This window comes from Citrobacter sp. MNAZ 1397, from assembly GCF_023613995.1.
Lineage (GTDB): Bacteria > Pseudomonadota > Gammaproteobacteria > Enterobacterales > Enterobacteriaceae > Phytobacter > Phytobacter ursingii.
Genome location: NZ_JAKIVH010000003.1, coordinates 287,509 through 309,987 on the forward strand (window position 1 = coordinate 287,509; position 22,479 = coordinate 309,987).

Here is a 22,479-nt window from a genome sequence, read left to right on the forward strand (position 1 = left end):
CTGGCAAAACGAAAAAAGCCTGCGCATTTGCGGTGCGCAGGCAAAAAGACAGACATACTGCCTTCTCTCTTAAAAACGCTGGCGGCGATAGACAATTTGCCCATTACTGATAGTGGCGCAGTTATCGATATAACGGTCACCCTCCAGCCGTGTGCCTTTGGTATCTTCAAATACGATCTTTTCTTTGCGCAATTTCACGATGGCGATATCGGCAAATGCCCCCGGTGCGATCGTGCCGATTTGCCCCTCCATTTTCATCAGGCGTGCGGGTGTGCGAGTCACCGCGCGGACTACGTCGAAGAACGACATCCCCATATTCAGGTATTTCGACATAATAAACAGCAGACTGAATACCTTCTCCGTGCGCAGGCTATTACGTAGCGTCAGGTCGGTACTGATGATATCCGGGTTAAAGCCCTGCTCCATTGCGTTACGAGCCACCGTAAAATCAAAATGGGCCACGCCGTTAGAACAGTCGAAAATCACGCCCCGTGTTTTGGCTTCCTTGATGGCCGGGAACACCTCGCCGCTTTCCCTGAGAATGGCGTTACCCGTACCGTGGAAACAGTGGGCATAAATATCATCGGCCTGGAAATGGCCGATCAGCTCATCGGCGGGCAACCGGGAGTCGGTTACATGGACGCAGAGGGTTGTTTTCAGCTCTCTCGCCAGCGCCACGGCGGCATAAAACGGATCGCGACTAAAATTGCGCCCGGTTGCGATATCCTGGCTGTAACGCAGTTTTAACCCGAGAATGTTGTCGTGGTTCTCATTCAGCGTCTGGCTGATTTTCTCCACGTTATAGTTCGCCGGATTGGTATTTTCCAGATACCCCGTCGGCCCGCCACCCAGCGTGGAAAGCCCTATATTCACCACGTTCAGGTAGCTTTTTATGCGCGTCTGTGCCGAATTGATCACACTGTTGCGAAACAGTTTGTAGTTAACCCAGCCGCTGCTCCCGGCGTCCACCACGCTGGTCACGCCGTTGGGCAGGCAGAGCACATCCGGGTTAACGCTGATGGCGGTGCCGCCGTGAAAAACGTGGGCGTGGAAATCGATCAATCCCGGAAGAACAATACAGCCTGCCGCATCGATGACGGTTTCCGCCTGACTGTCGGCGGTATGCAAATCCACAATACGATTGCCGACGATACCGATGTTCTGGTTGATGTAACTGCCGCTCTCAAGATCGGCCACCAGACCATTTTTAATCAGAATATCCAGTTTCATTTTGCGTTCTCCTTAATCAGATACCGATCATTTTCCAGTAAGGAATACCAATCAGGAAGAAGACCAGGACGTTCACCAGCACCATGATGGTACCGAGCAACCAGAAGGTTTTTTGCGGAACATAGCCGCTGGAGAAGGTGAAGACGCCTGCACCGTTGCCGTAGTGGGTGAGCAGCGCTCCATAACCCGCAGAGAAGGCCAGTGACAGCGCGACATACATCGGGTGTGCTTGTGTGGTCATCCCAAGGGTAAAGAGCACCGGATAGAACGACACCACGAAGGCGCTGTTGGAGACGAAGAAGTAACGCACTGCGAGGCTGATAAATACCAGTACGCCCAGGGCGCTAATTTCACTCAGTTGCGACAGGTCGAGATAGCCTTTGATCACATCCACCAGATAGACATAGAAACCGCCTTTGGAGAGCGCGACCGCACACCCGTAAAACGCGCCGTACCAGACGAACGTCTGCCATGCCGATTTTTCGCTGACCACATCGTTCCAGCTCAATACACCGAACAATAACAGGCAGGCAAGGAAGGCGAGGCCGACCGGAATAAACTCAATACCGGTCAGGGAGCCCGTCATCCAGCCGATAATCCCCAGCAAGAAGAAGACGATCAGTAATTTCTCTTCACGCTTCACCGGGCCGAGTTCCTGCAACCCTTTGGTCGCAATTTCGTTAACGTTGGTGATGGTTTTCAGCTCAGGCGCATAGAGCTTGTAGAGGATCCACGGCGCAGCTAACAATACAATGCCTGCTGGCACAATGGCGGCTTTGAACCACACCATCCACTCGAGATTGACGTGCATTATCTCGTTGGCGAGCGAGACGGTAATGGAGTTGGTTGCCATCCCGGTGAGGAACAGGCTGGAGGTCCCCATCGATACCACGTACATCAGTATCGTCAGATAGGCGCCTATCTTGCGGCTGCCATCATCCGGCTTTGAACCCAGCGCTTCGGCGATATTACGGAAAATGGGGTAGGTGATGCCGCCGGAACGCGACATGTTTGACCCGGTTGCTGGTGCCAGAACGGTATCCGTGACCATCATCAGATAGCCCAGCGTCAGGGTATTTTTACCATAGCGTTGAAGCAGCAGATAGGCGATACGTTTGCCCAAACCGGTAATAACAAAAGCCTTGCAGATAATAAAAGCGCTGATGATAAACCATACCATCGGGCTACCGAATCCGGCGAACAGCGGACCTGGTTCAATCACCAGTGAGGCGAAACCGAGGATTATGAGCATGATGACGGCGTCGGTAAACGGGCGCAGGACCAGCCCGCACAGCATCGCCAGATAGATACCGACTATTTCCCAGGTCTGAGCGGAAACGCCTTCCGGGTGAGGGATGACCCAGAACAGAATGGGAAAAAAGATAATGGGTAAGAGTTTAAGATAAAGCATTTTACATTACCTGTATTTAATAGCCGCACGCCGACAGGCCACGTGCGGCATTTCATTATTGGCGCTAATTAGCGGTAGACGTCGTCAATAAACTCAACGCCTTTTTCGTCTAATGATTTTCTTACCCATGCGCGGTTGGCGGTGCCATTCTTCGCGGCTTCCACTTTGCCCGCATCAAATCTGGCGTAGTCTGTGGCTTTGTCGAGTAGGTCTGCTGCATCGTTCAGCGGTATGACGATCACACCGTCAGCATCACCTACAATCAGATCGCCCGGACACACCGCCACGCCGCCTACGGCGATGGGCGTGTTCACTTCGCCCGGGCCTTCTTTAAACGGGCCCGCCGGGTTCGAACCGGTGGCGAAGAGAGGGAAGTCCAGTACGGAAAGGGCATCAATATCGCGGATCGGACCATCAAGCACGATACCGGCGATTTTTTTTGTGCAGTGGGCGTAAGCCACCATGATTTCGCCCATTAGCGCGCGGGAACGATCGCCTTCGTTAGAGACCACGATGACATCATTTTCCGTTGCCATATCCAGCGCGGCGTGCAGCATCAGGTTGTCGCCAGCGCGCGCTTTTACGGTAATGGCATAGCCCGCCATGACCGGCTTCTTCGGTGATGAAATACGTTTAATACCGTTGCCGAGGACCGCAATACGGTTCATGGTGTCGGCGATATTCGCGGCGGGCAGTTTCTCGTAATGTTTTAATAACTCAACGTCGAATGCCGGACGCCGGGTGAAAATACGGTTACCAATAGACATGATTTTCTCCTTAAAAACCCGGCACCGGCCAGGACGGTTTTTTACCTGATAACACTTCGTCGATACCAATAGCGGAGTGCAAAGACGCGCGATCGGTCGCTTCTTTTGTGGCAGCGCCGATATGCGGGCCAATGACGATATTGCTGAGGGCGAAAATGGGATCTGCGGGGTCGAACGGTTCTTTTTTCAGAACATCAACACCCGCACCGGCGATGATGTGTGTTGAGAGCGCGTGGTAGAGCGCTTTTTCATCGACCAGTTTGCCGCGTGCGGTATTAATGAAATACGCGGTCGGTTTCATCAGCGAGAACTGTTTTTCGCCAATAAAGTCAGTGGTTTCCGCCGTAGTAGGGCAGTGCAGGGAGACAAAATCGCTCTCTTTGAAAATACGGTCGAAGTCGTTGGTTAATTCAACCCCTTCCGGCACCTGGTCCTGGGTTTTGTACGGATCATACGCAATGACTTTCATGTTAAAGCCGTGCAGGGCTTTGATGGCGACACGGGAACCAATGTTGCCCACGCCTACCAGGCCTACGGTTTTACCGTCCAGCTCCACTTTTGGGGTGCGCAGTTTTGCCCAGTAGTAATCTTCAAGCATTTTCTCTTCGACCAGCCTGAAGTTACGTGAACAGTGCAGCATGTAAAAAATCGCCAGCTCGGCAACAGACATGCTATTAGCAATCGGCGCGTTTAAAACGGTCACGCCGTGGCGTTTCGCGGAGTCTAAATCGACGGTGTCGTAACCGGCACCATGGCGAGCAACAACTTTCAGTTTTTTTGCGGCTTCAAATACGCGATCGGACATTTTTGAAAGGCGTACAATAATACCATCGCAGTCCGGAATATCGTGGATGATATCTTCTTCTTCCATACCGGAACCTGTAATAAGTTCATATCCCCGGCTTTCAAGATATTCTCTCCCTTCCTGCATGATTTCTTGTGGAAGTAAAATTTTATAAGTCATCTGACGCTCTCCATTGTTGTTTGGCACTGATAATTGCAGGCCGCGTGCCAGGCGCGTATTTGATGAAGATATTAAATTTTAACTTTATGATATTTATGTACTTTTTATTTAATGTTATTTTTGTGTGATATTTTTATTGGTGACGGTAATCACAAAATTAGACCCGGATTTAAACATGTCATTTCATTTTGAAATGTATGAATTTCAGTTTTAAATTATGATTTTTAACATTGTCACACTATTTTTCTGGCTGCCTGCGGGTGTTGAAATAATTGACAAGAACTACTTGTGTGATAATGATACTGCGCAGTCAGGTTCTCTGTTCGAACACGCAATATCAGGGATAAATGATGAATATTGAGTTAATGAATGCATTCCTTTCTGCGGTGCGCAGTGGAAGTATGCCAGCCGCAGCAGGTTTTTTAGGGGTAAGTCAGATCTGTTTATCTGAGCGTCTGCAAATGCTGGAAAATAATATCGGATTTACGCTTATTCAACGTGGAAGGAATATTCGGTCGGTAATATTAACCGAAAAAGGCCAACAGTTTTATACATTATCGCCGAAGATTATGGCAGTGCTGTATGAGGTGGAAAATATTAAATCACCCCTGCGGAAGGAGTGAAACCGTACTGGCGTGATTCAGCCTCAGGTATGTGCAACTGCTGAATCAGTGGTGATAAATGTTGTGATGCTCCACTAACACCGTTTCAGCCCCGCTGACTCGGCAGGGCAAAGCCCCTATACTGCCAAAAAACATAAAAATTATTCATTTTTACGATGATACAGGCAGGGTAACGGATGGAAACGGCGAGCTTTCTGGGGCAGCTTTCGCAGCAGATGCTGTTGTCTGCGCCTTTATTTTCCTTAATTGCATTAGGGTATTGCCTGGGGCGTTTTGCGGGCTGGCCTGAATCGGCAAGCGGCGTGTTTAATCGGTTTTGTTTCTCCGTTGCGCTGCCTTGCATGCTTTTTAAGGTCATGAGTAAGTTCTATCAAAGCCCGCCGGTTGATATGCGTCTGCTGATAGCCTATTTCGGCAGTTGCTTGTTGATATATATCGTTGGGCGCATTGTCGCTAACCGTATTTTTGGCCTGGATGCGATCTCCGCATCGGTATTTGGCCTGGGCGGTATCTTTTCGAATAATGTCATGTTAGGCATTCCTGTTGCGGTTATTCTGCTGGGGCAGGCAAGCCTTGCCTCGGTTGCGCTGGTGCTGGTGTTCAACAGCCTGATTTTGTGGACGCTGGTCACCGTCTCGGTGGAGTGGGCCCAGAGCGGCAGTTTTTCCTGGAAAGGTATCGGCAAAACCCTGGTCAATGTCCTGCGTAATCCGCTGATTATCGGCATCTTCTCGGGATTCGCCTGGAGTGCGACCCATCATCCCCTGCCACAATTTATTGATGGCCCGGTCTCGATGCTGGGACAGATTGCCGCGCCGCTCACGCTGGTGACGCTGGGCATGAGCCTCTCCCACTATAAAATCAGCCAGGGATGGCGGGAAAGCTCGGCCATTTGTCTGATTAAACTGCTGCTGATGCCGGGGCTGATTTGGGTGCTCGCTTACGCATTGCATCTGCCGCAGCAGGAGAGCCAGGTCGTGGTTTTACTGGGTTCAATGGCGGTGGGGATAAACGTTTATCTGATGGCGCAGAAATTCAATGTGCTGCAAGGGGCGACGGCAACCAGCATGCTGATTTCCACCCTGCTCTCGACCCTTACCACGCCACTATTAATGATCATGATGTCCCGTTTTTACCCGGCATGGCCATAGATGTTTCTCCAGCAGGGCAGCAGTATGCAGCCCTGCTGAAAACGCGTTACAGGATGTCGTCCACCACACCACCGTCAACGCGCAGCGCCGCGCCTGAGGTCGCTGACGCCTGGGTCGAACATATGTAGACCACCATGTTTGCCACTTCTTCAACCGTTGCCGCCCGCTGAATAACGGAGCTGGGACGGTTGGTCATCACGAACTCTTTCGCCAACGTTTCCAGTGATTTGCCGGTTCTTTCCACTTCATCCTGCATCATGGCGGCAAAGCCATCGGAAAGGGTCGGGCCTGGCAGCACGCTGTTGACCGTCACGCCACTTCCGGCGACAAATTTCGCCAGCCCGCGCGACAGTGAAAGTTGCGCCGTTTTGGTCACGCCATAATGAATCATATCGGCAGGAATATTGCGTGCCGACTCCGAGGAGATAAAAACCACGCGACCCCAGCCTTTTTTCACCATGGCCGGCAGCAGCGCGCGAGAAAGACGCACGCCTGACATCACGTTGGTTTGCCAGTAATTTTCCCAGGTCGCATCATCGGTAGCATAAAAATCCTGCGGCCCGTAAATCCCGGCATTATTGACCAGAATATCGGCATCCGTTGCCGCGCTTAATAAGGCTTCAACACCCTCCGCCGAACTCAGGTCGGCAATGGCGGTACGTACTTTTGCGCCCGGTACGCGCTCATTGAGCGCCTGGAGCGCTTTGTTCACCGATGACTCGCTGCGTCCGTTGAGGATCACTTCCGCGCCGCTTTCGGCAAGCCCCGTGGCAATGGCGAAACCAATGCCGCCCGTGGAAGCGGTGACCAGCGCTACTTTCCCACTCAGATCAATTTTCATTCTCTGCTCCTTCATTTTTATGTGAATGCGATGGAATAAGCGTAGCACTTAGCCTGAACAGCGACGTCGGGATGGTCATCTGGGTTACACAAAAGAATATGTTCACAATTAATGCCAATATTACTTAGCTGATATTTTGATATCGATATGAAAATAGAAGAAATAGAGATCATTGTTTTTAATTTTTATTTTTGTAGCATGGTGAGATAAAGCGAAATAATTCGCGTACACATGGAAATGCCAATGCTTGCGATAAAAACTCCGCAGACCTGGTTTCACCAGTCTGGTATTCGTCATGACGCAGGAAAATATATTGCGCCGCTTACCCGGCATATTTTGATAATTACCAGCGTAAAGGCCTGGGCGCAGGTCAACCCTGGGCTGGAAGAGAGCTTACGCGCCAGCGGTATCCGCTGGCAGACCGAGATCATGACTGGTTACTGTACCGAAGATAATGTTGCCCGTTATGTGCAGCGGGCAAAAAAGCTGGGGGTGCAGTTTATTGTCGGCGTCGGCGGCGGTCGCGTTCTGGATACGGCTAAAGCCGTGGCCGATACCCTTGAGGGCGGAGAATCCATCACTATTCCGACCCAGGCAGCCACCTGTGCGGCCTGGTCGCCTCTGGCGGTTTTCTATACGGATGAAGGCGCACAAATCAGTAGCCAGGCTTTACGCACGCTGCCGCGCCTGGTGCTGGTGGATAGCGAAGTGATTGCTCGTAGCGACGTGCGATATTTAAAAGCGGGTATCGTTGATGCGCTGGCAAAATGGTATGAATTTCGTCCCTATTTGCAGAAAAACCCCGATAACCTGGGGCTGCAATTAAAAGTGCAAAACGCGCGTCTGGCCGTCGATATTTATGAAAAATATGGGCAACAGGCCATTCACGATAATAAAGCCCAGGTGGTGTCAAATGCGCTGATCAATGTGATTGACGCCAATATTGCCGTGGCCGGTATGGCCAATAGCGTGCGCGGCGAAATTCCTACGCCTGGTGTGGCACATGCGATTCATAACCGCCTGACCCATGAACCGGCTTTGCGCCAGTGGTTGCATGGTGAACGTGTGGGATTCAGTCTGCTGGTGCAATCGATTCTGGAAAATGACAATAGCCAGCCAGACCCGGTATTACTGGCGCTGCTGCGTCAATATGACATGCCGTTAACCCTGGCGCCGCTGAAAGAGATCCGCCTGGCGGTCATCCAGGCGGTAGCGCGCAGTATTCCCTTCCCGCGTGATGCACTTGAGTATTTACCGTTCACGCTCGAACCGACGCGTATTGAACAGGCGCTGCGCCTTACAGAACAATATGTTTCAACCCGTGCGTATGCCCGTGATCTGGCGGGGTAGTCTCATCCGTGACGCACTGAAGGTGGCCGTGACGCACGCCGCGCTGGGCGATGACGCTATCAGCAAATTGCTGCACATCGCCCATTTTCCCTTTCAGGACGGCTATCTCCAGGCAGTCGTCATGGTTGATATGCACATGTAATGTGGCGACCGAGAGATCGTGATGGTGATGCTGTGTGGCGACAATGCGGCTCGCCAGATCGCGTTTTTCATGTTCATACACATATGACAGCACCGCATAGCCCTGCGTGTCCTGCTCGCATGCGGCTTGTTGGGTGAGCGCATCGCGCAAAATATCCCGCAGCGCTTCGGAGCGATTGTTATAGCCGCGGCGCTGGCTGAGATCGTCAAGGGTGGCAAGCAGGTCATCATCAAGCGTAACGGTTACACGTTGCATGGCAGCGCTCCTGAAATTCGGGGTTTGGGAAAGGCAGGCAGGACGGCCTGTTGCAGCGCTTGCCCGGCCAGAGAGGTAAAACGTAATGGGTGAGTGACGGCAATATCTTCGGTGATATGACCGTTCTCCATCACTACCACGCGCTGACAAAAGCGCTCCACCAGACGTAAATCGTGGGTGATAAACAGGCAGGCGATGCCCGAGTGCTGTTGCAGTTTTTTCAGCAGACGAATGATGCCTGCCTGCAAAACCAGATCCAGACTGGACACGGCCTCATCAAGGATAAGCAGCGTCGGACGCGTCGCCAGCGCGCGGGCCAGGCAGACGCGCTGTAACTGCCCGCCGCTCAGTTGAGGCGGGCGCTGATCCAGCAGGCGGCTTTCCAGCTCCACATCGCGCATCAACTGTTCGATACGGGCGCACTGTTCCGTTTTGCTTAAGGTAAACAGATGGCGCAACGGTTCAGCGAGGATCTCACGCACCGTTTTACGCGGGTTGGCGGCGCTGATGGCGTCCTGAAAGACCAGTTGAATATCCCGGCGGAAATCCTTTTTCATTGCCCCGGACATTCTGGCAAGTGACGTTCCCTGCCAGATGATATCGCCGCCGACTGGTCTTTCCAGCCCAACCAGCAGGCGCGCCAGCGTGCTTTTGCCGCAGCCGCTACGTCCTAATAACGCCAGGCTTTCCCCGCTGTCGATCGAAAGGGAGATGTTCTCCAGCACCGGGTGAGTATGATAGCGGTGGGAGACGTTAGAAATCGTGAGTAAATTCATTGGGTAAGCTCCATCCCGTACAGCGCAAGGTGTGCTGCCACCAGGTTGCGTGTCACAGGATGTTGCGGCGCGCTAAACAGCACATCGACACTGCCCTGCTCAACGATACGTCCTGCCTCCATCACCGCAACGTCATCAGCGAGTCGTGCCACCACGCCCATATCATGGGTGACCAGCAACATGCCGCAATGGCGGGTCTGTAAGAGACGTTCGAGCAGATCGAGAATTCTGGCCTGTGCCACGGCGTCGAGGTCGGTGGTTGGCTCATCGGCAACAATAAACGCCGCGTCGCTGAGCAGCGCCATGGCGATCATCATGCGCTGTAACATGCCGCCGCTCATCTCAAAAGGATAGAGTGTCAGTACCCGTTCCGGCGCATCCAGCCCAACGTCGGTCAGGGCGGCAATAAGCGTGGCGTCATCCGCCGGTTTGCCCAGTGCCAGGCAGGTTTCCCTGGCGTGCGCCGCCATGGTTCGCAGTGGATTAAAGGCGCTGCGCGGGTTTTGCATAATGGTCGCCACCTTTAGTCCGCGCAGCGCCTGTGGCGAGATCGGGTGACCATCCGCCAGCAGCGTACCCGCCGTTTGCCGTACACCCGCAGGCAATACGCCGAGCGCGGCAGCGCAGGTCAGCGATTTCCCGCTGCCGCTTCCGCCCACCAGCGCCAGCACGCGTCCGCGTTTAAGGGTGAGTGAGACGTCGTGGGTAAGAGGACGCTGCGCCTCAAGGGTGAAATTTCGCAGTTCAAGTTGTGCAGGCATCAGTGAGCGTGCTCCGTTTCCAGATGAGGATCGAGGCGGTCACGCAGGGCATCGCCCACCATGTTAAAGGCCATCACACTGATAAACAGTGCCAGCCCCGGCCACAACATTTGCAGCGGCTGCGTCCAGATATACTGACGGGCATCGTTAATCATCACTCCCCATTCGGCGGTGGGGGCGCTGACGCCCAGTCCCAGGAATGACATTCCCGCCACGTGCAGCATCATATGGCCGATATCCAGCGTCGCCAGCACCAGCAGCGAGGGCACCACGGCACCGGCCAGGTGGTCGATAAACACCTGCGTATAGCTCGCCCCGCTAAGACGGGCAGCCAGAATGTACTCGCGGCTACGCAGAGAAATCACCAGGCTGCGTACCATGCGCGCATACCAGGCCCAGTGGGAGAGCGCGATGGCGATGATCACGTTGGTCAGCCCGGTGCCGAGCACGCCGACCATAAAGAACGACAGGATCGAGGTGGGGAAGGTCATAAAGACATCCGCCACGCGCATAATGGCCTGATCGATGCGCCCTCCGGTCAGCCCGGCGCAGCCGCCGAGCGTCAGCCCCAGAAACAACACCAGCAGGAGGCAGGCCATGACCGAGCCTAAGGAGACGCGGGTGGCGCTCATTAGACGGGCAAAAATATCGCGCCCAAGATGATCGGTCCCCAGCCAGTGTTCACTGCCTGGCGGCAACAGGCGCGCGGGAAGATTGATTGCCTGCGGGTCATAGGGCAGCCACCACTGGCAGGTCAGGGCGATGACCAGCAGCAGCGCCAGAATCAATACGGCAACGCGTACCGACCAGCGGGCAGAGCGCAGAAAATTCATGCGTGCGCTCCTTCATGATGACGAATTCGCGGGTCCAGCGCGGCGCTGAGCACATCCACCAGCAGGTTACACAGGGCGAATACGATGACCATCACCAGCGTAAAGCACTGGATCACCGGATAGTCGCGGTTGAAGATGGCCGACACGGCATAGCGGCCTATGCCCGGCCAGGCGAAGATGCTTTCGATAATCATCGTACCGCCAATCAGTTCACCCACGTGCATGCCGAGCGCGGTGATCACTGGCAGCGAGGCGTTACGCAAAATATGCTGACGCTCGGTCTGTTTTTCACTCAGTCCACGCAGCCGCGCCCAGGTGACATGCCGCTGCCCGGCGGCTTCCAGCATACTGGCGCGTAACAGGCGAGCATTGATGGCGAGCGACATAAAGGCAATCGACACGGCGGGTAGCAGGATATGCTGCCAGCCGCCGTAGCCCATTGCCGGTAGCCATTGCAGATAAACCGAGAAGAACATCACCAGCAGAAAGGCCAGCCAGAAGTTAGGCATTGAGACGCCGAGAAAGGCAATCAGACGCACGATATAGTCCGGCAGGTTATTGCGGTGGCGCGCGGCCCAGATGCCCAGCGGTACAGAGGTCAGCAGAATCAGGATCAGTGCGACGCCCGCCAGTTGCAATGTCGCTGGCAGGAAGTGCAGGACATCATCCAGCACCGGGCGCTGGGTCGCATACGAGAGACCAAAATCGAGATGCAGCGCCTGCCATAACCAGTGCAAATACTGCTGCGGCAGTGGCTTATCCAGCCCCAGCATGATGCGCGTCGAGGCCACCATCTCCTGCGTGGGTGGCAGGTTCGACAGGCGCAGATAATCCAGCGCCGGGTCGCCCGCTCCCATGCGCAGCAGCAAGAAGATGACCACCGAGGCAGCGAAGATCATCGGGATAAGCAGCAGTAAACGGCGAATGACATAGCGCAGCATCAGGGTTTCACCGGGGTAATGTTTTCAAACGGGATATCGCTGGCGATAGGGGCGAAAGGAATCACGCCCAGCTCAGGCTTCGCCACCACCAGCGTAGAGACGTAGCTGATGGGCAGATAGACCGCCTCGTCATGCAGGCGGGTCAGAATGTCGCGATAGAGGCGCTGGCGGTCGGTTTCATCGCGTGTCGTCAGTACCTCGCCAATTTCTTTGTCAATTTGCGCTTTATCCGGCAGGCCAAGCTGCGCCTGGTAATCCGCATGAGACGGGACGCGCATGGAGCTTAAGAAAGCATGCGGGTCATAAGGCGCCCCCCAGGTACGGTTGAAAATCATGCCAAAACGACCGTCGCGCTGGCGGGCGTAAATACTGCTCTCTTCCTCGCCCACAAGTGCCGTGTCCACGCCGATGTCGCGCAAATTGGCCTGGATAATTTCGGCCATCGATTTGCTCATTGCATCGGTGCCGATAAACGCCAGTTCGACATGTAGCGGCTGGCCCGCTTTTTCACGGATGGTTTTGCCGTCCGGCAGTTTCCAGCCGTCGGCGTCCAGCAGCGCACGGGCTTTTGCCGGGGAGTATTCACGCGCTTTCAGACCGATATCGGCGTATGGCACGGTGGGGGCGAAGAGCGTGTCGGCCACCTTCTGGGTGCCGTACAGCGTGCTATCAATCAGCGTCTTTTTATCGACCGCATAGTTGAGCGCTTCACGAACGGCCTGTTCGTTGGTGGGGGCTTTGGCGGAGTTCAGCGCCAGCATCACCGTTTCGACCGGGGCGGAAAGCTGGGTGCGTAACGCCGGGTTCTGACTGAAACGGGAGAAGGTGTCGAGCGGTAGTAGCCCTTCGTTGCCGTACAGCAGGTCGATATCGCCGGTTTCAAACGCCACCGCGCGACTGGTCGGGTCCGGGATCACTTTGATGGTGATTTTGCTTAATGCCGGTTTTTCGCCCCAGTAGTGTTCGTTACGCACCATGACGTCGTATTGATTCAGCTTTGATTCCTGCAACACCCACGGCCCGGTGCCAATGGGGGCCACGATGCCGTTCATGGTTTCGTGATTTTTGAACTGCGAGGGGGCGATAAAACGGAAGGGGCGGGGCAGGGAAAGCTCTTGCAGGAACGGGTAATAGGCGCTTTTCAGGGTAATTTGCAGTTCGCTGTCGCTGAGCGCTTTCACGTCGGTTATCTGGTTGGCGAGCTCAAGCCAGGCATGTCGCTGGCGGTTATCGAGCACCGCGCGGAAGTTCTCTACCGCCGCCTGGGCGTTAAATGGCTCACCGTTGGAGAAAGTCACGTCGCCGCGCAGGGTGAAAACCCAGGTTTTGCCATCTTCGGATGAGGTCCAGCTTTTTGCCAGCCAGGGCTTCACCGTGCCGTCGGCCTGATATTTCACCAGCGGCTCGTAGACCATGCTTTGGGCGAACATCTGGTTTGGCGTATAGAGGTGCGGATTAAGCGGTCCTGCGTTGACCGGCCACGCGGTGGTCAACTCCTGAGGGGATGAAGCCTGAGCAAAAAACGCAGTACAGGCCAGCAGTAACGCACTAAGAGAGCGAAAGGACGACATGGTTTTCCCTGAAAGTCTGCCACAAAAGGAGTATGACGATTTTATTGATTCATCATACGAATGCGGTGCGCGGGATCAAAAAAGGCATAAGAAGCGTGTGGAAATAGAAAAACGATCACATCGAACTGGTCAGCGGAAGGCGGCGGTGGGTAGCATAACGTCTTTCTCATGATGCGGAAAAAGCTATGTCATCTTTAACGGTGCTGGCGGCAGGCAGCCTGAAACGGGCACTTGTGCCCTTGTTTGAGCGTTTTAGCACAGAACAGGGGTGGGTGGTTGAGGCACATTTTGGTCCGGCCGGGTTATTGCGTGAACGGATTGAAGCCGGGGAGCCCTGCTCGTTGTTCGCCTCCGCCAACACGGCGCACCCGCAGGCGCTGCTGGCCGCCGGACGCGCCCGTGAGACACATCTCTTCGCCTGTAACCAACTAAACTTGACTGCCCGCCTCACGGCGCAGACCGAGGAGGATGACTGGCTCACCTTGTTGTCTAATCCGGCGCTTAAGCTGGGTACCTCAACGCCGGGCTGCGATCCGTCCGGCGATTATACCTGGCAACTGTTTGACGCTATTGAAAGTCTGCATCCAGGACTTGGGCAGGCGTTGAAACAACGGGCGCACAAACTGGTGGGGGGGCGCGATACGCTAACTGTTCCGCCTGGAGAGATCGCCAGCGCGTGGCTGATTCGCCAGGGGCTGGCAGATCTGTTTATTGGTTATAGTCATTATGCGATGGCGCTGGCCGGAGAGGCGGATTTGCGGGTGGTGGCGATCCCAGCGGCCTGCAATATCCGCTGCGACTATCAACTGGCGCTGCTGGATGACGCCCCGGCAACCCAGGCGCTGGCGCAGTATATGCTTGCCGCAGAAGGGCAGGCGTTTTTGCGCAACGCCGGATTTTTAGCGCCGGATGTGAAATAGCGGCGCGAGAACCGGACAGCCGTAATCGCCCACATCAAGTTTGCGCACCGGCAGCCCGTAGGCGCGCTGTAAGTTTTCTTCACTGAGCAGCACGTGGGTTTCCCCTGCCAGCCACTGTTGGTTGGGCAGTAATAACAGCGTGTGGCTGGCGACCTGGAGAGCATGGGTCGGATCGTGGGTAGTGAATATCACACTGCGCGCCTGGCGATGGGCCAGATCGCTGATCAGTTGCAGCACCACCCCCTGGTTGGCTAAATCCAGCGCTGAGCAGGGCTCATCAAGCAGAATATTGTGACTGCCACTCACCAGCGCCCGGGCAATCATCACCAGCTGCTGCTGCCCGCCGGAGAGATTACGAAACGGCGTGTGCGCCAGATGGCTGATATTGAGTTGGGCCAGCGCCTGTGCGACCCGTTCTTCATCGTCTTGCGATGGCACGGAAAATAACGCCACATGCCGTGCGCGGCCCATCAGTACCACTTCATGCACATTCCAGGCGAAGGCCGGGCGGAACGATTGCGGCACGATCCCGATGCCGCCTTCAATGGAAAAAGTGCCTGCCAGCGGCGGCAATACGCCGGTGAGCGTGTCCAGCAGGGTACTCTTTCCCAGCCCGTTGGCCCCCAGCACCGCCCAGATATCGCCGGGCTGACAGCAGAAGCTGAGTGGTGAAAATAACGGCCGGTTATGGCCATAGAGCAGGTTATTGACGCTTAACGAGGCATGCATCACTGGCGGCTCCGGCGGCTGTTATGAATAAGCAATCCGGCGAAAACCGGGGCGCCAAGCAGCGCCGTGATAATGCCGATGGGGATTTCCGCCTGGGTAAGCGTGCGTGCCAGATCATCCACCACAATCATAAAACTTCCGCCAACCCAGAACGCGACGGGCAGCAGGCGACGGTGATCGGCGCCGACCAGCAGCCTTGCCAGATGCGGAATCACCAGCCCAACCCAGGCAATGCTGCCGCTGACCGCCACTTGTGAAGAAACCAACAGGGCGCAACAGACCAGCACGCTGCGGCGCAACGTTTTGAGCGGGACACCAAGGGCCAGCGCGTCCTTTTCTTCCAGCGCCAGCAGGTTAATGCGCCAGCGCAGTCGCAGCAGTACGAGGGAGACGATGCTGACGGGGAGCGCCAGCATCAGAACTTTATGCCAGTTGGCGGTGGCAAAGCTGCCCAGCAGCCAGAAGACGATGTTGGGCAGCGTCTCTTCAGTATCGGCCATGTACTGCATCAGGCTGACCAGGGCGGCAAAAAAGCCGCTCATAATAATTCCGGAGAGGATCAGTACCAGCGTGTTTTCCCGCCCTTGTAGCGCGGCAATCAGCCAGACCAGCATCAGCGCCGCCAGACCGAAGCTGAACGTTGAGGCAATCATCACCATCGGGCTGAACCCCAGCAGGATAGCCAGCGTGCCGCCAAACGCCGAACCGGAAGTGACGCCAATAATGTGCGGGTCGACCAGCGGATTTTGAAATACCCCCTGTAATACTGTGCCGCACAGGCCCAACGCGCCGCCTGCCAGCAGGGCCATCAGAATTCGGGGTAAACGCACCGACCAGACTATCTGCCCGGCCGGGCCATCCGGCGTGGCGAGCATCAATAACTGCGACAGAACGTTGCTCACGCTCAGGCGATACTGACCGAGGCATAACGAGCCCACGGCCAGTATTAGCGTCAACAGGATCAGACCACCATGCAGTAGCCGGTAGCGATTACTGTCTGGCATCCGGCTTCCAGTCAGTCCGATAAAAACGTTTATAGTAAGCCTGTGCCTGCGCCTCTACGTCGATGTTGTTGTACTGTTCCGGGTAGAGTTTTTTCGCCATCCACAGTTCGCCAATGGCCAGCGCTTCCGGCATCGGGTAGCCCCAGGCTTTGGCGTATTCCGGCATCAGCCAGACGCGATGGTTTTTCACAGCGTCAATTTGCTGCCAGTTCGGATCGGTCAGGATCGCTTTGACCACTTCCGGGTAGCGATCCTGAACAAAAATCACCTGCGGATCCCAGTGCAACACCTGTTCCAGTGAAACCTGTTTTGCCCCTTTAACGGTGGCGGCAGCGACGTTCATTGCGCCAGCGTGTTCCATCATCAGGCCGGTGTATTTTCCTGAACCGTAGGTGTTGAGATCCGGGTTTGCCATATAGACGCGCACGCGTTGATCCGCCGGAATGTTAGCGACCGGTGCGTTGAATTTTGCCCGGGCATCGAAGGTGTATCTGATGAGATCTTCCGCCTGTGCTTTGCGGTCAACCACCTCGCCTATCAGGCGAATACCCTGTTTCAGGCCGTTGTTGTAGGCCGTCTCTTCATCTGCCATCGTGGGGTTCATTTTGTTTTTCTCGCCAGCCGCGTCTTCACGCAGGGAGACCGCGACAACCGGAACACCAGCATTTTCAATCTGTTGGATCATCTCCGCCGGGGCGTAGTTGGCGATAAACACCACCTGCGGATGCAGGGCCAGCAGGCTTTCCATATTCACCTGCGTTAGATCGCCCGGCGTGGCCAGCTTTTCAATGCCCGGCATAAAACGCGCGAACTCCGGACCGAGCTGTTTTTTCCAGCTGCTCAACACGCCCACCACATCGTCGGCGGCGTTGAGTTGCACCAGTAGGTTCAGCGTCTGGTGTTGTAAAACCACCGCGCGGGTGACGTGGTCAGGTAAGGTGACTTGTCGTCCAAGCTGGTCGGTAACAGTGCGATCTGCCATCGCGGAAGGGAGGGTGAAAAGTGAGGCGCAGGCCAGCACGGCACCCAACATAATACGTTTTAGATTATGGGTCATGGTTATCGCTCTAAGGGGGAAGGGAAAGCGATATATATTAAATTATATAACGTTGGTGAATGTAAACGCCTGTCGGAGAAATCCCCCTTTATTGTTGGGATGAAGGATGTATACGGCCTGGGATCGGTGTTCCCTTCATAGGGGAGTTCCCCACAAAAAATGCGAGCACGGTAGGTTCCCTCTCCCTGAGAGAGAGCTTGGGTGAGGGGGAAAATGCGGCTCTGGTGGTCATTCCGTTCACCTTATGTTCTTTGCTTTTCTATAGCGACAGAACCCGTGAACGTGCCAGGGGGGCTCACCTTCGCCATTCCTGACCCTTCTATTAAAAGCAAAACCATTTATCTGAAACGCAGTGACTTCCAGCGATGTTTTCTGGTCCGGCGGAAAATCGATGAGGCGTTGACGGCTGGCCGGGACCGCCCGCAGGGAGGCGGGCGGAGGGGATAGCCTGCAAGGATGCAGGCTGGTCCCCGACCCGATAGCCAGGCGACATAAGACGAATGGACCGCGTTAGCGGCGATTTTTTTAGCCGGGAGCCTGGATTGCTAAGGAGGCGGCGGAGAGCCTCCTTAGCACGTTCACGTGCAGAATGACCTCAGAGAAGTGATGAACTGACGGTGAACGGAACGTGCTACACCCGTTGTATATTCCCCCTCACCCTAACCCTCTCCCTCATGGAAAGGGAACCGTCCATACCCATCTACTGCCCCTTAAACAACTGCAGCAGCGTTTCTACCTGCTCATCCAGCGGCATCAAGTCTTTTTTGACGATCAGATGCAGCGGCGTGGCGCGGCGCGAACCGTGGCTTAAGGGCAGGATTTTCAGCACGCCGCTGGCAAGCAGTGGCCCGATACGCTCCTCCGGCAGCCAGCCGTAGCCCACCTGATATTGCACGGCTTCTACTGCGGCATCGATGGTAGAAAAAGTCCATGACTCGCCGCTCTCCTGGGGAAGGCGATTTTCACGGTCAGCAATGCGGATCAGTGGCCAGGCGGCGAGGATATCCTCGGTAATCGTGCTTTCGCCGCAAAGGGGATGATCCCGGTGGGCGACCGCGACAAAATCAATATTCATCAGCCATTCACCGCGCCCGGTCATGTCCTGGCGACGGGTCAGCACCAGCACGTCGGCTTCGGCGTGGACGGGGCGCTCCACAGAGGCGTTTTCGAGCACTTCGGTCAGATGCACCTGCGTTTGCGGATAGCGCTGCTGAAACTGGCGCAAAATGGCAAACAGTCGTGAGCGGGGAAAGATGCTGTCGACGACCAGGTCAAGCCGGGTACGTTGCCCGTTGCGCAGTGTGACCGCCCGGGTTTCAACGTAATCGAACGCTTTCAGCAGCGGTTTAACCTGATTAAGCAGCAGTTCGCCGGAAGGGGTAAGTACCGCACGGCGGCCTTCCTGTATCAGCAACGCCACCCCCAGCCGCTCCTGTAATAGCGCCAGGTTATAGCTGACGGATGACTGGCTACGGTGAGTCTCTTCGGCGGCTTTCGCAAAACTGCCCAGCTCGACGACCTTTTGCAGCAGCGACCATTGTTCCAGCGTGGTTTTATGCATGACTTATCTAAAAAATGAATGAATTTAATTCAAACATAGCGTTATTCATTCATTTTTTGAAGCGGTATGATCTTCTTATCGATTAAGAGGAGAACAATGATGAGCAGCTTTGATAAACATGATCTGAGTGGTTTTGTCGGTAAACATCTGGTTTATACCTACGATAATGGCTGGAACTACGAGATTTATGTCAAAAATGAGACGACGCTGGACTATCGCATTCATAGCGGAATCGTGGCGAACCGTTGGGTGAAAAACCAGCAGGCTTACATTGTGCGTGTTGGCGAAAGCATCTATAAAATTTCCTGGACCGAGCCGACTGGCACTGACGTGAGTTTGATTGTAAACCTCGGCGATCGCCTGTTTCATGGCACGATCTTCTTCCCGCGTTGGGTGATCAACAATCCGGAAAAAACCGTCTGTTTCCAGAACGATCATATTCCGCTGATGGAATCCTATCGTGCGGCTGGCCCGGCCTATCCGACCGAAGTGATTGATGAGTTTGCGACTATCACCTTTGTGCGTGACTGTGGCGCAGACAATGACAGCGTCATCGCCTGCGCAGCCAGTGAACTTCCGGCGGATTTTCCGAACAACCTGCGCTAACACAGGCTAGCCGGGCAGGCGGTTTTTCGGCCTGCCTGGGCCAAGCATAATGGCCAGTTTGCTGCCGCCAGTGGTGGTTTCCATCCATATTTTACATACGCTGGTAAGCGGCACAGAGAGCAGCATCCCCACCGGACCGAGTAACCAGCCCCAAATCAGTAACGAAAGAAAGACCACCAGTGTTGACATACCGAGCCTGTGACCCATCATTCGTGGCTCCAGAATGTTGCCGATAATCATATGCACGATGAGAAACAGCGCGCCGACCAGCAACCATTCGTACGGGCCGTTAAAAAGCAAAGCCTGAACCATCGGCGGGATTGCCGAAAGCACTGAGCCGATATTCGGCACGTAATTAAGCAGAAACGCCAGCACTCCCCACATTAGCGCAAACTGGATGTCCATAATGGCCAGCCCCGCCCAGACGATCACGCCCGTCCACAGACTGAGCAGTGTTTTTAGCGCCAGATAGTGAGAGACGCCCTTAAGCGCGCGGTGCAAACCGGCGATATGAATTTGTGGGTTATTCAGGGCGAAGCGCATTTTATACGGCACGTGACGCACTTCGAAGAGCATGAATACCATGGTCATGACCAGTAAAACGATGCTCGCCATCGCGTTAGACAGTTGCGTCATCATCGTGGTGGCAAAGCTCATTACCCGCTCGGAATCCATGCGTTGCAGCATGCGTTCAGGTGAGACATGCAGATGCAGGAAAGGGAGCGCGTCCTGAAGCTGGAGGAATTTACGCGTGAACTCCCGATTGTATTTCGGCAGCATCGTCATGAACTCATTCACCGAGGCGGCCAGCACGCCAATCAGCGCGGTCAGGAAGACAAGCATCACCAGTACCACAATGGCGATGGCGACAGGCCGTTTCACGCCCCGGCGAAGAAACCAGGTCACCAGCGGATTGAGCACAATGGCGAAAAAGAGCGCCAGTAACAGTTGAACAATGATATCGGCAGCGGCATGAATACCGGCCAGAATAATGACCAGTGAGGCCAGTTTGAGAAGAATATGTAAACCCGCACGATCGGGTTGGGGCTGTGTCATGGGCAATTCCTTTTTCTATACCGCCCGATAAGTGTAGCCACTGGCGGACGCTTCGCCCGAGGCAGATATTCTTAATCTGCATACTGATTTCCAGGCCATGACGTGGTAATAGTGAAACATCGTTGTGAAAATCTGGTGACCCTCCATGCCCGAACAAGCCGCTGAACCGGCGCTAAGCGGATTACGTCTTAATCTGCGGATTCTCTCCGTCGTTATCTTCAACTTCGCAAGTTATCTCACAATAGGTTTGCCGCTGGCGGTGTTGCCCGGCTATGTCCATGAAACGCTGGGTTACAGCGCCTTCTGGGCTGGGCTGGTTATTAGCCTGCAATACTTCGCCACCCTGGTCAGTCGTCCACATGCCGGACGTTACGCCGATATGCTCGGCCCGAAAAAAGTGGTGGTGTTTGGCCTATGCGGTGCATTCATTTGTGGGCTGGGGTATCTGCTGGCGGATCTGCAAAGCGGCTCGCCGCTGGTGAGCCTGGTGCTGCTCTGTGTAGGGCGCGTCATTCTCGGTATAGGGCAAAGTTTTGCCGGGACCGGGTCAATGCTCTGGGGCGTCGGGGTAGTCGGTTCAATGCATATCGCCCGTGTTATTTCCTGGAACGGTATCGCGACCTATGGCGCAATGGCGCTGGGGGCGCCGCTTGGCGTGATTTGCTATCATTACGCGGGACTGAGCGGCCTGGGCGGGTTCATTATGGCGGTGGCGTTTGTCGCGATTGCCTGCGCGTTGCCGCGTGCGGCAGTGAAAGCCAGCAAAGGTAAACCACTGCCGTTCCGGGCGGTGCTCGGGTATGTCTGGGTTTATGGGATGGGACTGGCGCTGGGTACGGCCGGGTTTGGCGTTATTGCCACCTTTATCACCTTCTTTTATGACGCTAAAGGCTGGGATGGTGCCGCCTTCGCCCTGACACTGTTTAGCCTGGCATTTGTCGGCTCACGGCTGGTGTTCCCGAACAGCATTAACCGTCTGGGAGGGCTGAATGTGGCGATGATAAGTCTGGCGGTGGAAGTCGTCGGCCTGATTCTGGTCGGTATCGCCGATGCCCCGCTGGTGGCGAAAATCGGGGTATTCCTGACCGGAGCGGGTTTCTCGCTGGTCTTCCCGGCGCTGGGCGTGGTGGCGGTCAAAGCGGTGCCACAGCATAATCAGGGCGCGGCACTGGGCACGTATACGGTATTTATGGATATGTCGCTCGGGATAACCGGGCCGCTTGCCGGGCTGTTAATGGCATGGTCGGGGGTATCGATGGTGTATCTGCTGACGGCGGTGTTGGTGGCGGGGGCGTTATTGCTGACGTGGCGGCTAAAAAAACGGCCTCCACTGGAGGCCGCTTCCTGATTACTTGATGACCAGGGTGTTAACAATGTTTTCCGCGGCAGTCTGTGCCTGCTGCTGGTTATCCGCCGGCAGCGTTACCTGCAAGGTCAGCAGTTTGTTATCCACTTTACCCAGCACCACGGTAGACCAGGCCGTTTGACCTTTGGCGGAGATGATGCTGTCGAGCTGCTGCATTTTCTGGCCTTTCAGCTCGATAGATTTGTTGGTCACCACCTGCAACTGCGGGTCGCGGTTGCGCTGCTGGTCTTCCAGGCGTTTTGCCAGCGTATCCAGCCCTTCCTGGGTGTCGTCGCCCACAATCACAATGACCGCTTTCTGACCGGTTGAGTCAGAGTAAACGTGCATATTATTAGATTGCGTACCCAGTTTGCCGCTTTGATCGGTCATGTCTGCGGGCAGCGAGAAGCTGAGTTTGCCATCGAGCAGCGTCACCGGCTGCCCGGTCGCGTTGCTTTCTGCGGAAGCCCCCTGTGCGGGCGTTTTCTTGCTGTCGCTGTTGTCGCAGGCTGCCAGACCCATTACCAGCAGGCCAATACCGACATATTTAACCAGATTGCGCATTGACTTCTTCCTTTCGATAAA

General features: G+C 55.1%; 23 protein-coding genes. 6 read left to right on the forward strand and 17 right to left on the reverse strand.

Going from position 1 to position 22,479, the window contains the following annotated elements; genetic code table 11:
- Nucleotides 1-69: 69 nt before the first annotated feature.
- The 4 genes from L2097_RS18550 to L2097_RS18565 all read right to left on the reverse strand — a co-directional run bounded on the left by L2097_RS18550 (nucleotide 70) and on the right by L2097_RS18565 (nucleotide 4,372).
- On the reverse strand, nucleotides 70-1,230 hold the full coding sequence (locus tag L2097_RS18550; RefSeq protein ID WP_085006788.1) for a metallo-dependent hydrolase: 1,161 nt from the start codon (nucleotides 1,228-1,230) through the stop codon (nucleotides 70-72).
- 16 nt (nucleotides 1,231-1,246) lie between these two features.
- Entirely contained in the window at nucleotides 1,247-2,641 is a 1,395-nt protein-coding gene (locus tag L2097_RS18555) for a DASS family sodium-coupled anion symporter (RefSeq protein ID WP_250353464.1), read from the reverse strand.
- Nucleotides 2,642-2,709: 68 nt separating this feature from the next.
- On the reverse strand, nucleotides 2,710-3,408 hold the full coding sequence (locus L2097_RS18560; RefSeq protein ID WP_250353465.1) for an RraA family protein: 699 nt from the start codon (nucleotides 3,406-3,408) through the stop codon (nucleotides 2,710-2,712).
- 10 nt (nucleotides 3,409-3,418) lie between these two features.
- Nucleotides 3,419-4,372 carry a hydroxyacid dehydrogenase gene (locus L2097_RS18565; protein ID WP_085006785.1) on the reverse strand — a complete coding sequence of 318 codons (954 nt, stop codon included), beginning with the start codon at nucleotides 4,370-4,372 and terminating at the stop codon, nucleotides 3,419-3,421.
- A gap of 347 nt (nucleotides 4,373-4,719) precedes the next feature.
- On the opposite strand from L2097_RS18565, the gene L2097_RS18570 reads away from it, so the two are divergent.
- Nucleotides 4,720-4,995, forward strand: coding sequence for a LysR family transcriptional regulator (locus L2097_RS18570; RefSeq protein WP_085006784.1), 276 nt, complete (start codon nucleotides 4,720-4,722; stop codon nucleotides 4,993-4,995).
- A gap of 176 nt (nucleotides 4,996-5,171) precedes the next feature.
- The gene (locus L2097_RS18575) at nucleotides 5,172-6,146 is read left to right on the forward strand and encodes an AEC family transporter (RefSeq protein ID WP_085006783.1); all 975 of its coding nucleotides are present in this window, start codon (nucleotides 5,172-5,174) and stop codon (nucleotides 6,144-6,146) included.
- A gap of 46 nt (nucleotides 6,147-6,192) precedes the next feature.
- Here L2097_RS18575 and L2097_RS18580 read toward each other — a convergent pair whose 3' ends face one another.
- Nucleotides 6,193-6,987: an SDR family NAD(P)-dependent oxidoreductase gene (locus L2097_RS18580; RefSeq protein WP_250353466.1), complete on the reverse strand. Its 795-nt coding sequence runs from the start codon at nucleotides 6,985-6,987 to the stop codon at nucleotides 6,193-6,195.
- A 243-nt stretch (nucleotides 6,988-7,230) separates the two neighbouring features.
- On the opposite strand from L2097_RS18580, the gene L2097_RS18585 reads away from it, so the two are divergent.
- Nucleotides 7,231-8,337 (forward strand): iron-containing alcohol dehydrogenase family protein, encoded by a 1,107-nt coding sequence (locus L2097_RS18585; RefSeq protein WP_250353467.1) that lies wholly within the window; start codon nucleotides 7,231-7,233, stop codon nucleotides 8,335-8,337.
- Here L2097_RS18585 and nikR read toward each other — a convergent pair.
- Genes nikR through nikA form a run of 6 tightly spaced genes read right to left on the reverse strand, consistent with a single transcriptional unit; the run spans nucleotide 8,285 to nucleotide 13,616 of the window.
- Entirely contained in the window at nucleotides 8,285-8,734 is a 450-nt protein-coding gene (gene nikR, locus L2097_RS18590; protein WP_085006772.1) for a nickel-responsive transcriptional regulator NikR, read from the reverse strand. The two genes, L2097_RS18585 and nikR, sit on opposite strands and share 53 nt — an antisense overlap.
- Entirely contained in the window at nucleotides 8,722-9,510 is a 789-nt protein-coding gene (gene nikE / locus L2097_RS18595) for a nickel import ATP-binding protein NikE (protein WP_250353468.1), read from the reverse strand. The genes nikR and nikE overlap by 13 nt, the downstream gene beginning before the upstream one ends.
- Entirely contained in the window at nucleotides 9,507-10,271 is a 765-nt protein-coding gene (gene nikD / locus L2097_RS18600; RefSeq protein WP_047372758.1) for a nickel import ATP-binding protein NikD, read from the reverse strand. Before nikD ends, nikE begins: the two co-directional genes overlap by 4 nt.
- Entirely contained in the window at nucleotides 10,271-11,104 is an 834-nt protein-coding gene (gene nikC, locus L2097_RS18605; RefSeq protein WP_085006769.1) for a nickel ABC transporter permease subunit NikC, read from the reverse strand. The genes nikD and nikC overlap by 1 nt, the downstream gene beginning before the upstream one ends.
- Nucleotides 11,101-12,045 carry a nickel ABC transporter permease subunit NikB gene (gene nikB, locus L2097_RS18610; protein ID WP_142517283.1) on the reverse strand — a complete coding sequence of 315 codons (945 nt, stop codon included), beginning with the start codon at nucleotides 12,043-12,045 and terminating at the stop codon, nucleotides 11,101-11,103. Before nikB ends, nikC begins: the two co-directional genes overlap by 4 nt.
- Complete coding sequence (gene nikA / locus L2097_RS18615) at nucleotides 12,045-13,616, reverse strand: nickel ABC transporter substrate-binding protein (protein ID WP_250353469.1); 1,572 nt, start codon at nucleotides 13,614-13,616, stop codon at nucleotides 12,045-12,047. Before nikA ends, nikB begins: the two co-directional genes overlap by 1 nt.
- Before the next feature lie 185 nt (nucleotides 13,617-13,801).
- On the opposite strand from nikA, the gene L2097_RS18620 reads away from it, so the two are divergent.
- Nucleotides 13,802-14,536, forward strand: coding sequence for a substrate-binding domain-containing protein (locus L2097_RS18620; protein ID WP_250353470.1), 735 nt, complete (start codon nucleotides 13,802-13,804; stop codon nucleotides 14,534-14,536).
- On the opposite strand, the gene L2097_RS18625 is transcribed toward L2097_RS18620, so the two are convergent.
- The 4 genes from L2097_RS18625 to L2097_RS18640 form a co-directional block, all read right to left on the reverse strand.
- Complete coding sequence (locus L2097_RS18625; RefSeq protein WP_250353471.1) at nucleotides 14,516-15,265, reverse strand: ABC transporter ATP-binding protein; 750 nt, start codon at nucleotides 15,263-15,265, stop codon at nucleotides 14,516-14,518. The two genes, L2097_RS18620 and L2097_RS18625, sit on opposite strands and share 21 nt — an antisense overlap.
- Complete coding sequence (locus L2097_RS18630; RefSeq protein WP_250353472.1) at nucleotides 15,265-16,269, reverse strand: FecCD family ABC transporter permease; 1,005 nt, start codon at nucleotides 16,267-16,269, stop codon at nucleotides 15,265-15,267. Before L2097_RS18630 ends, L2097_RS18625 begins: the two co-directional genes overlap by 1 nt.
- On the reverse strand, nucleotides 16,256-17,302 hold the full coding sequence (locus L2097_RS18635; RefSeq protein ID WP_250353523.1) for an ABC transporter substrate-binding protein: 1,047 nt from the start codon (nucleotides 17,300-17,302) through the stop codon (nucleotides 16,256-16,258). Before L2097_RS18635 ends, L2097_RS18630 begins: the two co-directional genes overlap by 14 nt.
- Before the next feature lie 724 nt (nucleotides 17,303-18,026).
- On the reverse strand, nucleotides 18,027-18,887 hold the full coding sequence (locus tag L2097_RS18640) for a LysR family transcriptional regulator (protein ID WP_250353473.1): 861 nt from the start codon (nucleotides 18,885-18,887) through the stop codon (nucleotides 18,027-18,029).
- Between the two features lie 99 nt (nucleotides 18,888-18,986).
- Between L2097_RS18640 and L2097_RS18645 the strand changes: the two genes are divergently transcribed.
- Nucleotides 18,987-19,493: a phenolic acid decarboxylase gene (locus tag L2097_RS18645; RefSeq protein WP_041851319.1), complete on the forward strand. Its 507-nt coding sequence runs from the start codon at nucleotides 18,987-18,989 to the stop codon at nucleotides 19,491-19,493.
- Between the two features lie 6 nt (nucleotides 19,494-19,499).
- On the opposite strand, the gene L2097_RS18650 is transcribed toward L2097_RS18645, so the two are convergent.
- Complete coding sequence (locus L2097_RS18650) at nucleotides 19,500-20,549, reverse strand: AI-2E family transporter (protein ID WP_047372766.1); 1,050 nt, start codon at nucleotides 20,547-20,549, stop codon at nucleotides 19,500-19,502.
- A gap of 145 nt (nucleotides 20,550-20,694) precedes the next feature.
- Between L2097_RS18650 and L2097_RS18655 the strand changes: the two genes are divergently transcribed.
- Complete coding sequence (locus tag L2097_RS18655) at nucleotides 20,695-21,897, forward strand: MFS transporter (RefSeq protein ID WP_047372767.1); 1,203 nt, start codon at nucleotides 20,695-20,697, stop codon at nucleotides 21,895-21,897.
- Here L2097_RS18655 and L2097_RS18660 read toward each other — a convergent pair whose 3' ends face one another.
- The gene (locus tag L2097_RS18660; protein WP_041851322.1) at nucleotides 21,898-22,458 is read right to left on the reverse strand and encodes a DcrB family lipoprotein; all 561 of its coding nucleotides are present in this window, start codon (nucleotides 22,456-22,458) and stop codon (nucleotides 21,898-21,900) included.
- Nucleotides 22,459-22,479 lie beyond the last annotated feature (21 nt).